Raw genomic sequence first — 14,520 nt, 5'->3', positions numbered from 1 at the left:
AAAGAAGGTTTGGCAAAAGGCCGTCTTATTGGCGTCGGCACCGGCCCGGGCGATCCAGAGCTTCTGACGCTGAAAGCGGCGCGCGCGCTGGCCGAGGCCGACGTCGTCGCCTATTTCGCCAAGCGCGGCAACAACAGCAATGCGCGCGCCATCGTCGAGGCGCGCTTCCGGCCGGACATGATCGAAGTGCCGCTGCTCTACCCGGTGACGACCGAGATCGACAAGGATCACGACGACTACCGCTCGCAGATCACCGATTTCTACGAGCAGTCCGCCGAACAGGTCGCCGAACATCTCGGCGCCGGCAGGATGGTGGCCGTGCTGTCGGAAGGCGATCCACTCTTCTACGGCTCCTACATGCATCTGCATGTGCGCCTGGCGCATCGCTTCCCGACCGAAGTCATCCCCGGCATCACAGCCATGTCCGGCTGCTGGTCGACGACAGGCCTGCCGATCGTGCAGGGCGACGACGTGCTGACCGTGCTGCCGGGCACGATGAGCGAGTTCGAGCTGACGCGTCGGCTGGCCGACACCGATGCCGCTGTCATCATGAAGGTCGGCCGCAACCTGCCAAAGATCCGGCGCGCTTTGGAAGCGACCGGCAAGCTGGCAAAGGCCGTCTATGTCGAGCGCGGTACCATGCCGGGCAGCGCCTCGATGGGGCTTGCCGAAAAGCTGGACGACAAGGCGCCCTACTTCGCCATCGTGCTGGTCGCCGGCTGGTCGGCCCGCCCCGGAGCCCACGGGGCAAAGCCATGAGCGGTCGCCTTACAGTCATCGGCCTCGGTCCCGGCAATGCCGACCAGGTCACGCCGCAGGCCAGCCAAGCGGTGGCCGAGGCTTCGATCTTCTATGGCTACAAACCCTATCTCGACCGGCTTGAGCTGCGGCCGGACCAGATGCGCATCGCTTCCGATAACCGCGAAGAGCTCGCCCGTTCGAACGAGGCGTTGGCCAAGGCGGCCGAGGGCCATAGCGTCGCAGTCGTTTCCGGCGGCGATCCCGGCGTCTTTGCCATGGCCGCGGCCGTTTGCGAGGCGATCGAAGCCGGTCCCGCCGAATGGCGAGGAATCGACCTTGCCGTGGTTCCCGGCGTCACCGCCATGCTCGCGGTTGCCGCCCGCATCGGCGCGCCACTCGGCCATGATTTCTGCGCCATCTCGCTCTCCGACAATCTGAAGCCGTGGGACCTGATCGAGCTGCGCCTGCTGGCGGCGGCCGGAGCCGGCTTCGTCATCGCGCTCTACAACCCGATCAGCAAAGCCCGCCCCTGGCAGCTCGGCCGCGCCTTCGAATGCCTGAAAGCGATCCTGCCCGGCACCACACCGGTGATCTTCGGCCGCGCCGCCGGCCGGCCCGACGAGCGCATCGAGGTGTTTTTGTTGGCGGATGCCGATGCGGAAAAGGCCGACATGTCGACCTGCATCATCATCGGCTCACCTGAGACCCGCATCATCAAGCGCGGCGAAAAGCCCGCGCTGGTCTATACGCCGCGTTCGGCAACGGGGTCGAAAAGATGATCGACTTTTCGCGCCAGCGCATCGACGGTTGGGGCCGAAGCGACGTCCGGCAAGGCCGGTCGGCGGATCATGACCACCTCGATGCCGAGCGCCCGCGCCGCGGCGATCTTGCCGTAAGTTGCATCGCCACCGCTGTTTTTGGAAACGACAGCATCGATCCCGTATTTTTCGAGCAGCGCCCGTTCATCCGCTTCGGAAAACGGCCCGCGCGCCAGGAGGTACAGCGCATCGGGCACCGCGAGCTTCGGCTCGACGGGATCGACGCTGCGGATCAGATAGCGGTGCTGCGGGGCAGCCTCGAAGGCGGCGGCCTCCTGCCGGCCGATCGCGAGGAAAGCGCGGCGCGGCGGCGTGCCAAGCGCGCTTGCCGCCTCAGTGACATTGTCGACCAGCGTCCAGCGATCACCCGCGACAGGCTCCCAGCCGGGACGCCGCAGCGCAAGGATCGGTACGCCGGATTGCCGCGCCGCATCAGCGGCGTTGGCCGAGATACGCGCGGCGTATGGATGCGTGGCGTCGATCAGCAGATCCACGCGCTCCTCGCGAAGATGGGCGGCCAACCCGTCCGCGCCGCCAAAGCCGCCGACACGCACCGGCACGCCTTGCGCGACCGGGCTTTCGGTGCGCCCAGCCAGCGAAAGCACGACCGAGAAATCCTCGCGGCCAGCGAGCTTTCCCGCCAGTTGCCGGGCTTCCGTCGTTCCGCCGAGGATCAGGATACGGTGGGTCATCATGCCTGCTAAGGGTCCGCGCGCCGCCGGCTCAAGGTGGCTCACCATCGTCGGCATCGGCGAGGACGGTGTAGCGGGTCTCGGCGACGAGGCCAAGCAGCGCATTGCGCAGGCCGAAGTCGTCTTCGGCGGCAAGCGGCATCTTGCTCTCGTCGCAAACTTGGCCAAGGGCGAGGCGCGCACTTGGCCGACGCCATTCGATGCCGAAATGCGCGACGTGCTGGCGCTCAAAGGCAAAAAAATCTGCGTGCTCGCGTCCGGCGACCCGTTCTTCCATGGCGTCGGCGTGACGCTGGCGCGCAAGGTCAAGCCGGAACACATGCTCGTCCTGCCGGCGCCCTCCTCGCTGTCGCTGGCTGCATCGCGCCTCGGCTGGGCGCTGCAGGACATCGAGACCATCTCGCTGCACGGCCATTCGATCGATCTGATCCGTCCGCTGCTTCATCCGGGCGCTCGTATCCTTGCCCTGACATCGGACGGCGACGCACCGGCGGCCATCGCTGGGCTGCTTGACGAACTCGGCTTCGGCCCTTCGCGGCTGACGGTTCTCGAAGCACTCGGTGGTGCGGATGAAGCGCATCGAACCTCCCGCGCCGATGCCTTCGGTCTCAAAAACATCAATCCCCTCAACGTGCTGGCGCTTGAAATTGAACCGACGCCGGATGCGCGCATCCTGCCCTTGACCGTCGGCCTTGCCGATCATCTGTTCGAGCATGACGGCCAGATCACCAAGCGCGAGATCCGCGCCATCACCCTGTCCGTGCTGGCGCCACGGCGCGGTGAGTTGCTGTGGGACATCGGCGCCGGTTCCGGCTCGATCGGAATCGAATGGATGATGGCCCACCCTTCGCTGCGCGCCATCGCCGTCGAGGCCAACAGCGAACGCGCCGCCCGCATCGCCCGCAACGCCGCGCATTGCGGCGTGCCCGGCCTTGTCGTGGTCGAAGGCGCCGCGCCCAAGGCATTTGCCAAACTGGCGACGCCGGATGCGATCTTCATCGGCGGCGGTGGCAGCGATGCCGGCGTTCTGGAGAAGGCAATCAAGGCGCTTCGTGCCGGGGGCCGGCTGGTCGCCAACGCGGTGACGCTGGAGATGGAGGCGCTGCTGCTTGATCAATACAACAGGCGCGGCGGCGACCTTACCCGCATCGCGCTGTCGCGGGCTGCACCGGTGGGGTCCATGCAGGCCTGGCGTCCGGCCATGCCGGTCACGCAGTGGAGCTGGGTAAAACCATGATGGTCGCGGGCATCGGCAGCCGTAGAGGCGTGACGGCAAGCGACGTGCGCGCTGCTGTCGAGACCGCGCTTGAAGCGCATGGGCTGGCGATGGCCGCGCTGTCGGCGCTGGCGACCGGCGAAATCAAGCGCGACGAGCAGGCAATCTTCCTTGCCGGTCGCGACCTCGACCTCCCCGTGCTGGTCATGTCCGAGGCCGCGCTGCAGGCGGTCTCGTCCGACACGATCAGCCGATCCGAAGCGTCGCAGGCGCAAGCCGGCACGCCGTCGGTTTCCGAGGCCTCGGCACTGGCTGCGGCCGGAAAAGGTGCAAAACTGCTCGGACCGCGCACCGTGGTCGGGCCTGTGACCTGCGCCATCGCTCTCGGCGGAGGGGCCGCATGACCGTCCATTTCATCGGCGCCGGCCCCGGTGCTGCCGACCTCATCACCTTGCGCGGCAGCCGCTTGCTGGCGAACTGCCCGGTCTGCCTCTATGCCGGCTCGATCGTCGCGCCGGAGCTTCTGGAGCACTGCGCGCCCGGCACGAAGCTGATCGACACCGCGCCGATGTCGCTGGACGAGATCGAGGCCGAATACGTCGCCGCACACAAGGCCGGCCAGGATGTCGCGCGCCTGCATTCGGGCGACCTCTCCGTTTGGAGCGCCGTCGCCGAACAGATCAGGCGCCTGGAAAAGCACGGCATCCCCTACACGCTGACGCCCGGCGTGCCCTCTTTCGCGGCGGCGGCGGCAGCACTTCGTCGCGAGCTCACCATCCCAGAACTCGCGCAAAGCCTGGTGCTGACCCGCGTCTCCGGCCGCGCCTCGAAAATGCCGCCCGGCGAGACGCTGGCCGGCTTCGGCCGTACCGGCGCCACGCTCGCCATTCATCTTGCCATCCATGCCATCGACCGCGTCGTTGCCGATTTGACGCCGCTCTACGGCGCCGAATGCCCGGTCGCGGTCGTCTTCCGAGCCTCCTGGCCGGACGAGCGCATCCTGACCGGCACTCTGGGTACCATCGAAGCGCAACTGGCGGAAAATCCGATGGAGCGCACGGCGATCATCTTCGTCGGCAGCGCCTTGGCCGCGCAGGATTTCGGCGAAAGCTCACTCTACGACGCCCACTACCAGCGGCGTTTTCGCGGACGGGACGGATTGTGAACGGCAGCGCCAATACAAACGGACGGGCAACGGTGGAGCAGGCGCTGGCGCGGCTGAACTTCAAGCCGCGCGAGCTGGAACCCGGCCATGTCTGGCTGGCCGGCGCCGGCCCCGGCGATCCCGGCTGCCTGACGCTTGAGGTGCTGGCCGCGCTCGGGCAGTGCGACGCGCTGGTCTATGACGCCCTTGTCTCGCCCGATGTCGTGGCGGTCGCCCAAGGCGCCGAGCTCTTCTACGCTGGAAAACGCGGCGGCCAGCCCTCGATGAAGCAGGATGACATCAATGCCCTTCTGGTGCGGCTGGCGCGCGAAGGCCGCCGCGTCGTGCGGCTGAAGGGCGGCGATCCCTATATTTTCGGCCGCGGCGGCGAAGAGGCTCTGGCGCTCGCAGGCGACAACATTCCGTTCCGGGTGCTTTCCGGCCTGACCTCCGGTCTCAGTGCATTGGCCGCCACCGGCATTCCCGCCACCATGCGCGGCATCAACAAGGCGGTCATCCTCGCCACCGGCCATGCCGCTGGCACCGATGACGACATCGACTGGGCGGCGATCGCCGGCACCGGCCAGCCGGTCGTCGTCTATATGGGCATGGCCAATCTGCCGGTGATCGCGGCAAAACTGCTCGAGGGCGGCCTAGCACCGTCGACACCCGCCGCGGTGATCGTCGCGGCGACCACGCCGCGGGAGCGCATCGTCGTCGCCACGCTGGCGACCATCGCCGAGGAGGCCGCGGCCGCCGGGCTCGCCTCGCCGGCATTGATCGTGGTCGGCGGCATCGTCGCCATGCGCGCGGCACTGGTGGGCGGCACATGACGGCGCGCGCGATCATCATCGGCGCGCCGCGTTCGGGCTCGGGCAAGACCAGCGTCACCATCGGCCTGTTGCGCGCGCTCGCCCGGCGTGGACTGAAGGTGCGCGGCGCAAAGTCGGGACCCGACTATATCGACCCGGGCTTCCACACCGCTGCCACCGGCCTCTCCGGCGTCAATCTGGACAGTTGGGCGATGTCGCCTTCCCTGCTCAATGCGCTGGCCATGCAGGCAACGGATGATGCCGAATACGTGATCCTCGAAAGCGCCATGGGCCTGTTCGATGGCATCCCCGCGCCGGAAGGCCGCTCCGGCTCGGCCGCCGATCTCGCCCGGCTCTATGGCTTGCCTGTCCTTCTGGTGCTCGACGTTTCCGGGCAGTCGACCACGGCCGCCGCCGTCGCCAAGGGCTTTGCCACCTACGATCCGGACGTGCGCATGGCAGGCGTCGTGCTCAACCGCCTTGGCAGCGAACGCCACCGGCGCCTGTCGGGCGACGCAATCGAAGCGATCGGCCTGCCGGTGGTCGGCGCCATCCTGCGCGATCCGACGCTCAACCTGCCGGAACGGCATCTCGGCCTCGTCCAGGCCGGCGAGTACGAGAACCTGATGACGCATCTCGACCGGCTGGCCGACATGGTCGAGAAGTCGCTCGACATCGACGCCATCCTGGCGCTGGCGACCCCGCTGGAGCCGGCGGCCGGCGACTTCGGCGATGCCTTGCAGCCGCCTGGACAGCGCATCGCGCTGGCGGAAGACGCCGCCTTCACCTTCCTCTATCCGCATGTCGCCACGCATTGGCGCAAGGCCGGCGCCGAGATTTTGCCCTTCTCGCCGCTTGCCGACGAGGCCCCATCGCAGGACTGCGATGTCTGCTGGCTTCCCGGCGGCTATCCCGAACTCCACGCCGGCAAGCTCGCGGCCGCGACGAATTTCCAGACAGGAATGGCGCGCTTTGCGGCGGCGAAGCCGGTTCATGGCGAGTGCGGCGGCTTCATGGTGCTGGGCGAAGTGCTGGAGGACGCGGACGGTGAGAGTCACAAGATGCTTGGCCTGCTCGGACATTCGACCAGCTTCGCCAGGCGCAAGATGAACCTTGGCTATCGCGAGGCGCGGTTGCGCGCCGCCTGCCCGTTGGGGCCGGAGGGCACGGTAATCCGTGGCCATGAATTCCACTATGCGCAGATGCTTGCTGCCGGCAATGACGAGCCCCTGGCCGACCTCGCCGATGGCCAGGGCAACCCGCTCGGCGCCTCGGGCTACCGGCGCGGCCATGTCAGCGGCACCTTCTTCCATGCCATAGCGAGGGGCGCATGAGCGGCCCTTCCGCACCCCGGCAAGTGCTCGACGATATCGGCCTCAGCCTCGTCTTCTTCACCAGGCTGAGGTTGCCATCGAGCGATTTCGGCGGCCGCAACCTTGCCGACGCGATCTGGGCAGCACCCTTCGCCGGTCTCGCGGTGGCGATCATCAGCGCGCTCGTCTACGCCATCGCCGCTGTCCTCGGCCTCGCCACCGGACAGGCCGCAGCACTCGCGCTCGCCGCGACGATGCTCGTCACCGGCTGCCTGCACGAGGATGGATTTTCCGACATCGCCGACGGCTTCGGCGGCGGCAGGACACGCGACAGGAAACTGGAGATCATGCGCGACAGCCGCATCGGCGCCTATGGCGCCGCGGCTCTCGGCATCTCGCTGCTCATCCGCTGGAGCGCGCTTTCGCAACTGGCCGGCCCCGGCCACGTCTTCCTGGCGCTGCTTGCCGCACATGCCGCCTCGCGCGGCCTGTTTGGCGCCTTCATGTATCTTTTGCCGCCGGCCCGCAGCGACGGACTGTCGGCGGGCGCCGGCACCGTCACCCGCGAAACCGCAATCGTCGGTGCGGCGCTCGGCGCGGCGGCGCTGCTGGCGCTCGGTCTCGGCGGCGCGATCGCCGCGCTCATTCTGCTCGGCCTGCTCTTCGCCGCCTTTCGCGCGCTTTGCCTCAGCCAGATCGGCGGCCAGACCGGCGACACGATCGGCGCGCTGCAGCAACTCGGCGAGATCGCGGTGCTGCTCGTTGCTTCCGTTTGCCTTTCCTGACTCTCTTTCGGAGACTTTGCCCCCATGTCCCCCCAAAAAACGTCCTTCAAATCCCTCGAAGACCTTCGCGCCGCCTGCCTCGACCTCCCCGCCGGCAGCGATGCGTCGGCTGGTGCCGTCGCCCGCCGCCAGGACACGCTGACCAAGCCGCCAGGCAGCCTCGGCCGTCTCGAATCGATCGCCGCCTGGCTGGGGCGCTGGCAGGGCCGCGACATGCCGAAGCTCGACGCGGTCAAAGTCTTCGTCTTCGCCGGCAATCACGGCGTCACGGCGCAGGGCGTCTCGGCCTATCCGTCCGAAGTCACCGTCCAGATGGTTGCGAATTTCGCCGGCGGCGGTGCGGCCATCAACCAGCTCGCGCGTATTGCCGGCGCCAGGCTCGATGTCATCCCGCTCGATCTCGATCATCCGACCGGCGATTTCACGATAACGCCGGCGATGGACGAGAAGGCTTTCCTCGCCGCCGTCTCGGCCGGCTACGACGCGGTGACCAACGACCTCGACCTCGTCTGCTTTGGCGAGATGGGTATCGGCAACACCACGCCGGCGGCCGCTATCTCGACGGCGCTGTTCGGCGGCGGCGCTGAAAAATGGACCGGGCGCGGCACCGGCGTCGACGATGCCGGGCTGCAGCGCAAGGTCGTTGCCATCGAGGCAGGCCTCAAGCGCCACGCCGATTCGCTGTCCGACCCCCTGAAGATCGCCGCCGCATTGGGCGGACGGGAACTCGCCGCCATCTTTGGCGCCACGCTTGCCGCGCGTAAAAACAACGTGCCGGTGCTGCTCGACGGCTTCGTCTGCACCGCCGCCGTGGCGCCGCTGGCCAGGCTCCACCCGACCGGCCTAGCCCACACCATCGCCGCCCATGTCTCGGCCGAAGCCGGTCACCGCCGCCTGCTCGAAGCGCTCGGCCTGCCGCCGCTGCTCGACCTCGGCATGCGCCTCGGCGAAGGCTCCGGCGCCTGCCTTGCCGTCAACATCGTCCGCTCGGCGCTCGAATGCCATGCCAGGATGGCAAGCTTCGCCGAGGCCGGCGTTTCGGAGAAGTAGAATAGAGAGGGGGCGTTTCGCCGTTTGCGCGAAACGGTGAAACGCCCAGTCAATCTTCGAAGGGTCTAATGCATGTCGCCCAGAAGTGTGCGCGGTTCTGGGACAACGACATGCATCAAAACAAGGACTTAAAGCGCGTCGCCTGAATCCGGTTCAGCGCGACGCGCTTTAAGGGGCAATGTCGCTCGGTTGGGACGCGAGCGATCGCGCGGGCGGGTTCATTGCGAGGCGGCGAACCCGCATTGTTTCTGTTCCATCTCGATCTGCTTCGTGATGCGGATGGCGTTCTGCGCATAGGCCTCCGTCACGGAGCCGCTATTCACGGTCTTATCCTTCAGCGGACTCACGGCGGCGCAGAGGTGGAAAACATGCGGTTCGGAGGACTTCGCGGCACCGTTTTCCGGCGCGATCCAGTACACGACATCCTGACCGGCAGGGTGACTCGCGTCCTTCGTCGCCGCGGTCACCGCAGAAGTATCTGTGGCGATCTCCTGAGCCTGGGCGGCGACATCGGGCGAACAGGCCGTGGTCGGCTGCCCGGCCCTGATCTGGGCCGCGCACGTGTTCATGTCCTGGGTGTACTGCTCGACCGACGGGGGCTTGAAGCTGACCCCCATTACCGTCGCGAGCACGGCCAGCGCAGCACCGACGCCCCCGGCAACCTTCTTGGTCTGCGGATCCATGTTCTTGTCGGTGAGGATAAGGAAGATCAGCGGGAGAAAGGCAATCAGCGTGATGATCGCGCCGAGCTGGTTTTGGAAGAAGAACCTGGCCGTGTCGGATGCTCGGGCCGGGTCGTGACGGTTTGCTGCCTTCCACAGCAAGTTACCGGCGATTGCGAAAATCGCGATTCCGACCAGAATGCCGATCAGCAGCGGCAGGTTCCCTTGGTCGAACTTGTGCTGGTAAAACAAGACGATCCCGGCAATCTCGCCGCCAATGGCGACGATCCACGAGAGCGCGGCGAAAAGGCGGAGGCGCGTGGCGGCGGACTTCTGGCCCTGCGTTGCTTGCCAATCCTTGGTGACGTCTGCGGCCGGCTTGTTGTCGGTCATGACCAGTTCCCCTTAAATCGACACTTTTGCAGGGCGGCGTCAATCGAAAGGCCAACTCGCCCGGCGCAGCATCATTGAACGAACGTCTCGTCGTCTGCCTTCGCGACGCAGCGAAAATGTGAGCGCCACGACAGGCCACATCCCCATCCATATTGCGCACGAGCGAAAGCGTCCATACCCTCGGGGCAGACTCCAATGTGGCGGTAGCTTTTCTCTTCTGCCTTCGCTGGCGATTCCGCAGGAGCCGCCGTGATCGCAGGACGGGTCGAAAGCAACCCCACGCCCATACTTCGGAGCAGCGACCTGTTGGGATCCGAAAAAGACAAAGTCTTTTCCGGAGGCGTAAAACACTAGGAAAACAAGGAACTAGATGGTGGGTGTGCACAGGATCGAACTGTGGACCCGCTGATTAAGAGTCAGCTGCTCTACCAACTGAGCTACACACCCACACCGCCGGGAAAACCCAGCGTCGGCGGCGCATATAGCCGCCGCTTTCGGTGATGTCTAGCCCTGCCGGATCATTTCCCGACAAATCGACATGGCATGATCCCGAAAAGTGGATTCCGGTTTTCGGAAAAGATCATGCTCGCTCAAAAAAGCCCGCAGGCGTCAGACAAACAACCTGCCTTCAGCCACCTTGATGGCGTGGCCGCCGATGCGCGCGGAGGCCAGTTTTCCGCCATCGACGTTGAGCTCGAGCCGGATGCGCGACGGCCGGCCCATTTCCAGCCCCTGCTCGAGCCAGAGCTGCGCGGTGCCGTCGGTCGGGGCGTCGAAATGCATGATGGCGCCGGCGAAGGCCGCGGCGGCCGAACCGGTTGCGGGATCTTCGTAGGACGGACTGCCGGGCACGATCATGCGCACATGAAAGGCGCTGTCGTGGTGGACCCGCTCGCGGCAATAGACATACGGGCTGGCCATGGCCCATTCGCTCTTGCGGGGTGCCAATTCCGACCACGCCTGGTTGTCGAGCCTGATCTTGGCCGCCGCTTCAAGGTCCGCAACCGGAATGGTGACGTAGGGCACGCCGGCCGACCAGAAGGCGACGCGGTGATTCTCGAAGCCGATCTCGTGCGGGGCAAGGCCGAGCGCCGCGCCGATCGCTTCCGGGTCGGCCTTGAGCTCCAGCTGTTCCGGCAATTTCGCCAGATCGAACTCGGCGAAGGTCGAGCCGTCATGCTTGCTCACTGCGCAACGCACCGGTCCGATATTCTCCTCCAGCACGAAGATGCCGGTCGCTTCGCCGGCGAGCTCGGCCAGCGCGATCGCCGAGCCCACCGTCGGATGCCCCGCGAAAGGCATTTCATAGTCGGGCGTGAAGATGCGGATACGGTTGCGGTGCTTAGGATTGTCGGCAGGCAGCACGAACACCGTCTCGGAAAGATTGAACTCGCGCGCGATCGCCTGCATGCCGGTAGTGTCAAGCCCATCGCAGTCGAGCACCACCGCAAGCGGATTTCCGGCCAGCCGTTCGGTGGTAAACACATCGTAAAGCAAGTAATTGCGCGCCATGGAGAAGACCTTTCGCCTCGCCTCGAATTTCTGCCTGAATCCCAACATGAGGGAAATTTAATTTGAAATTCGAACCTTAAGGCCTGATTTGTGCAGGGATAGGGACATCGATTTTCAGCATAGGGGTCCGGCGTGGACCAGCTTGTCAATCCGCCAAACGCGGAATCGGATACTTCCATAGAGGCCGCGCTCGGGCTCGACCGCAAGGGCGTAAGCCGCAAGCGTCGCCGCTTCTGGGTCTACGCGCTGCTGGCGATAGCGATCGTCGCGGCCGCCATTGCCTCCTATCAATGGTTTGCCGCCGCGCCGCCCAGGATCGACTATTCCACCGTCCCGGCCGCGACGGCCGACCTCACCGTCGAAGTGTCGGCAACGGGCACGCTGCAGCCGCTGACCCAGGTCGACATCTCCAGCGAGCTTTCCGGCATCGTCCGCTCGGTCGCTGCCAGTGAAAACCAGCAGGTCAAGAAGGGCGACGTGCTGGCGACGCTCGACACCGCCAAGCTGGAGGTCCAGATCGAGCGCGCCACTGCCTCCGCCAAGGCGGCCGCGGCGGCCGTCGAGGATGCCAAGGTGACCTTGCAGGAAAACGAGAACGCCGTGGTGCGCGCCAACGCGCTGACCAAGCGCGGCATGGCGACGGACCAGTCGCTCGAAGCGGCGACCGCGACGCGCGATCGTTCGAAGGCGGCACTCGACAGCGCCGAGGCCAATCTGGCCATCGCCCAGGCCGACCTCAAGGCGCAGCAGACCGATCTCGCGAAAAGCACCATCTATGCGCCGATCGACGGCATCGTGCTGACGCGCACGGTCGATCCCGGCCAGACGGTCGCGTCCTCGCTGCAGGCGCCTGTGCTCTTCGTCATCGCTGCCGACCTGAGGAACATGGAATTGCAGGCCGCGGTCGACGAGGCCGATATCGGCGCGGTGAAGCCCGGCCAGCATGCCCGCTTTACCGTCGACGCTTTCCCGGACCGGCCCTTCGACGCCGAGATCCGCGACATCTCCTACGCCTCGGTCACCACCGACGGCGTCGTCACCTACAAAGCGCGCCTCGAAGTCGACAATGGCGAGCTTCTCTTGAGGCCCGGAATGACGGCAACGGTTTCAGTCGTCACCCGGCAGGCCAAGGGCGTGCTTACCGTTCCCGCCACTGCCTTCCGTTATCGCCCGATGCAACGGGCGGACCGCGGCTGGAGCCTGAGTGACCTCTTCACCGGCCGCATGGGGCGCCCCAACCGGCAGCGCGAGGCGACGAAGGCGCCGACCGACGGCTCGCGCACGCTTTACGTGCTGGAGAACGGAAGGCCGCATCCCGTCAACGTCAAAATCGGCTCGACCGACGGCGAGTTGACCGAGATCACGTCCGGCCTCGACGAGGGCGCGCAAGTCATCACCGGCGCCCAGCAGCGGAGCTGACCGGTGTCGGCTCCCCTGCTCATCACATTCGACAAGGTCTGGAAAAGCTACGGCGAAGGCGAAGCCCGCGTCAATGCGCTTGCCGGCGTGGATCTCGCCATCCGGCGCGGTGAATTCGTCGCCATCATGGGCCCCTCCGGCTCGGGCAAGTCGACCGCGATGAACATCATCGGCTGCCTCGATACCCCGACGGCCGGAACCTACAGCTTCATGGGTGTCGACGCGGGCCGGCTCGACCGCAACCGCCGCGCCCTGCTGCGCAACCTCTATGTCGGCTTCGTCTTCCAGGGCTACAATCTCCTGCCGCGCACGACCGCCGCGGAAAATGTCGAGCTGCCGCTGATCTATCGCGGCGTTGCCGCGCGCGAGCGCCGCGATCTCGCCATGCAGGCGCTGGCCGAGGTCGGCCTTGTCGGGCGCGAGCACCACACGCCTGCCGAGCTTTCGGGCGGCCAGCAGCAGCGCGTGGCGATCGCCCGCGCCATCGTCACCAGGCCGATGCTGCTTGTCGCTGACGAACCGACCGGTAATCTCGACACGGCGCGCACGCACGAGATCATGGAGTTGCTGACCAGGCTCAACGCCGATCTCGGGCTCTCCATCGTCATGGTCACGCATGAGGCCGATGTCGCGGACTATGCCGGCCGCACCATCCGCTTCCTCGACGGCCATGTCGCCTCCGATACGTTGAGGGCGGAGGCAGCGGCATGATCTGGGAAACCGTCCGCCTCTCGCTGCGCTCGATCCGCCGCAACGTATTGCGCTCGTTCCTGACGCTGCTTGGCATCGTCATCGGCGTCGCGGCCGTTATCGCCATGCTCACCATCGGCTCCGGCACCACGGAGAAGGTCAAGGCCGATATTTCCAAGCTCGGCAGCAACCTGCTCGTCGTTCGCGCCGGCCGCCCGGCGGGGCCAGGCGGACCGGGAGGTCTCGACCAGGCGGTGCGGCCGCTGGCCGAAAAAGATGTCACCGCGCTCGTTGCGCATCTGAGCGGCGCGCGCGCGATTTCGCCCGCTTCGCAAAAACAGGTCCGCGTCATCTTCGGCACCGAAAGCCTGACCTCGGGCGTGACCGGTACCGACAGCGCCTATCTCGATGCCCGCGACTGGAAACTGGTGTCGGGACGGTCGTTCAGCGATTCCGAAACGCGCGCCGGCACCGGTGTGTGCCTGATCGGCGAAACGGTGCGCCAGCAATTCTTCGGCGCCGGCGATCCGGAGGGCGAGATCATCCGCGTCAACCGCACCTCCTGCAAGATCATCGGCCTGCTCGAGCCCAAGGGCTATACCGGCTTCGGCCAGGACCAGGACAATGTCGTGCTGATGCCGCTGCATGCCTATCAACGGCGGATCGCCGGCAACCGCGACATCGACAACATCTACATCGCCGCCGACGACCGCACGCCGACCACAGAGCTGCAGCCGCGCGTCGAGGACATTTTGCGCGACACGCGCCGCATCACGCCGGACCGCGATGCCGATTTCGCCATCCGCGACATGACCCAGATCGCCGATGCGATGACGAGCGCCACCACCACCATGACCGGCATGCTGGGCGCAGTCGCCGGCGTCAGCCTCCTGGTCGGCGGCATCGGCATCATGAACATCATGCTGGTCTCGGTCACCGAGCGCACGCGCGAGATCGGCATCAGGCTGGCCATCGGCGCGCATGAAAGACACATCCTCATCCAGTTCCTGGTCGAGGCGACGGTGCTGTCGCTGCTTGGCGGCATCATCGGCATCCTGATCGGGCTCTCGCTGGCCGGCCTCGCCGCGATGGCGCTGACGATACCCTTCGCGCCAAGTCCCGCCGTCGTGCTGCTTGCCGTCGGCTTTTCGGCGCTGATCGGCATGGTGTTCGGCTTCTTCCCGGCGCTGCGCGGCGCCCGCCTCGATCCGATCGACGCGCTCAGGCATGAATAAAGCGTGCACGGCCTTTGCCGCGCCTTCGGAATTGCGGG

The 14,520-nt window shown here is 66.3% G+C and carries 15 protein-coding genes and 1 tRNA gene; 12 read left to right on the top strand and 4 right to left on the bottom strand.

The window, feature by feature from the left end; all coding sequences use genetic code 11:
- The first annotated feature begins 9 nt into the window (after nt 1-9).
- Both RFM98_RS14740 and RFM98_RS14735 read left to right on the top strand, forming a co-directional pair.
- Nucleotides 10-759, top strand: coding sequence for a precorrin-2 C(20)-methyltransferase (locus RFM98_RS14740; RefSeq protein ID WP_430682310.1), 750 nt, complete (start codon nt 10-12; stop codon nt 757-759).
- Nucleotides 756-1,520 (top strand): precorrin-3B C(17)-methyltransferase, encoded by a 765-nt coding sequence (locus RFM98_RS14735; RefSeq protein WP_320309552.1) that lies wholly within the window; start codon nt 756-758, stop codon nt 1,518-1,520. Before RFM98_RS14740 ends, RFM98_RS14735 begins: the two co-directional genes overlap by 4 nt.
- Here the strand turns inward: RFM98_RS14735 and RFM98_RS14730 are convergent.
- Nucleotides 1,484-2,251 carry a cobalt-precorrin-6A reductase gene (locus tag RFM98_RS14730; protein WP_320309551.1) on the bottom strand — a complete coding sequence of 256 codons (768 nt, stop codon included), beginning with the start codon at nt 2,249-2,251 and terminating at the stop codon, nt 1,484-1,486. The two genes, RFM98_RS14735 and RFM98_RS14730, sit on opposite strands and share 37 nt — an antisense overlap.
- A 1-nt stretch (nt 2,252) precedes the next feature.
- On the opposite strand from RFM98_RS14730, the gene cbiE reads away from it, so the two are divergent.
- The 7 genes from cbiE to cobT are packed head-to-tail and all read left to right on the top strand — an operon-like array spanning nt 2,253 to nt 8,571.
- Nucleotides 2,253-3,488, top strand: coding sequence for a precorrin-6y C5,15-methyltransferase (decarboxylating) subunit CbiE (cbiE, locus tag RFM98_RS14725; RefSeq protein WP_320309550.1), 1,236 nt, complete (start codon nt 2,253-2,255; stop codon nt 3,486-3,488).
- A complete protein-coding gene (locus RFM98_RS14720; RefSeq protein WP_320309549.1) occupies nt 3,485-3,871 on the top strand; it encodes a cobalamin biosynthesis protein in 387 nt (128 codons plus the stop codon). Before cbiE ends, RFM98_RS14720 begins: the two co-directional genes overlap by 4 nt.
- Nucleotides 3,868-4,632: a precorrin-4 C(11)-methyltransferase gene (gene cobM, locus RFM98_RS14715; RefSeq protein ID WP_320309548.1), complete on the top strand. Its 765-nt coding sequence runs from the start codon at nt 3,868-3,870 to the stop codon at nt 4,630-4,632. Before RFM98_RS14720 ends, cobM begins: the two co-directional genes overlap by 4 nt.
- The gene (cobA, locus tag RFM98_RS14710; RefSeq protein ID WP_320309547.1) at nt 4,629-5,444 is read left to right on the top strand and encodes a uroporphyrinogen-III C-methyltransferase; all 816 of its coding nucleotides are present in this window, start codon (nt 4,629-4,631) and stop codon (nt 5,442-5,444) included. Before cobM ends, cobA begins: the two co-directional genes overlap by 4 nt.
- Nucleotides 5,441-6,757, top strand: a complete 1,317-nt coding sequence (locus tag RFM98_RS14705; RefSeq protein WP_320309546.1) for a cobyrinic acid a,c-diamide synthase CobB — start codon at nt 5,441-5,443, stop codon at nt 6,755-6,757. The genes cobA and RFM98_RS14705 overlap by 4 nt, the downstream gene beginning before the upstream one ends.
- The gene (gene cobS / locus RFM98_RS14700; RefSeq protein WP_320309545.1) at nt 6,754-7,521 is read left to right on the top strand and encodes an adenosylcobinamide-GDP ribazoletransferase; all 768 of its coding nucleotides are present in this window, start codon (nt 6,754-6,756) and stop codon (nt 7,519-7,521) included. Before RFM98_RS14705 ends, cobS begins: the two co-directional genes overlap by 4 nt.
- 24 nt (nt 7,522-7,545) lie before the next feature.
- Nucleotides 7,546-8,571 carry a nicotinate-nucleotide--dimethylbenzimidazole phosphoribosyltransferase gene (cobT, locus tag RFM98_RS14695; RefSeq protein ID WP_320309544.1) on the top strand — a complete coding sequence of 342 codons (1,026 nt, stop codon included), beginning with the start codon at nt 7,546-7,548 and terminating at the stop codon, nt 8,569-8,571.
- Nucleotides 8,572-8,789: 218 nt separating this feature from the next.
- Here the strand turns inward: cobT and RFM98_RS14690 are convergent, their stop codons facing one another.
- From RFM98_RS14690 to RFM98_RS14680, 3 genes are all read right to left on the bottom strand, one after another.
- Entirely contained in the window at nt 8,790-9,626 is an 837-nt protein-coding gene (locus tag RFM98_RS14690) for a hypothetical protein (RefSeq protein WP_320309543.1), read from the bottom strand.
- A 371-nt stretch (nt 9,627-9,997) separates the two neighbouring features.
- A tRNA-Lys gene (locus RFM98_RS14685) sits at nt 9,998-10,073 on the bottom strand.
- Nucleotides 10,074-10,235: 162 nt separating this feature from the next.
- Nucleotides 10,236-11,138, bottom strand: coding sequence for a PhzF family phenazine biosynthesis protein (locus RFM98_RS14680; RefSeq protein ID WP_320309542.1), 903 nt, complete (start codon nt 11,136-11,138; stop codon nt 10,236-10,238).
- A 132-nt stretch (nt 11,139-11,270) separates the two neighbouring features.
- Here RFM98_RS14680 and RFM98_RS14675 point away from each other — a divergent pair, with 132 nt between their 5' ends.
- From RFM98_RS14675 to RFM98_RS14665, 3 genes are read left to right on the top strand one after another with little or no spacing between them, the layout of a single operon-like run.
- Nucleotides 11,271-12,557 (top strand): efflux RND transporter periplasmic adaptor subunit, encoded by a 1,287-nt coding sequence (locus RFM98_RS14675; protein WP_320309541.1) that lies wholly within the window; start codon nt 11,271-11,273, stop codon nt 12,555-12,557.
- A gap of 3 nt (nt 12,558-12,560) precedes the next feature.
- The gene (locus RFM98_RS14670; protein ID WP_320309540.1) at nt 12,561-13,268 is read left to right on the top strand and encodes an ABC transporter ATP-binding protein; all 708 of its coding nucleotides are present in this window, start codon (nt 12,561-12,563) and stop codon (nt 13,266-13,268) included.
- The gene (locus RFM98_RS14665; RefSeq protein WP_320309539.1) at nt 13,265-14,482 is read left to right on the top strand and encodes an ABC transporter permease; all 1,218 of its coding nucleotides are present in this window, start codon (nt 13,265-13,267) and stop codon (nt 14,480-14,482) included. The genes RFM98_RS14670 and RFM98_RS14665 overlap by 4 nt, the downstream gene beginning before the upstream one ends.
- The last annotated feature ends 38 nt before the right edge of the window (nt 14,483-14,520 follow it).

Origin of the sequence: Mesorhizobium australafricanum, from assembly GCF_033977265.1 — a bacterium.
GTDB lineage: Bacteria > Pseudomonadota > Alphaproteobacteria > Rhizobiales > Rhizobiaceae > Mesorhizobium > Mesorhizobium australafricanum.
Note: the sequence above shows the minus strand (reverse complement) of the source record. Positions and strands in the feature narration are given on the sequence as shown.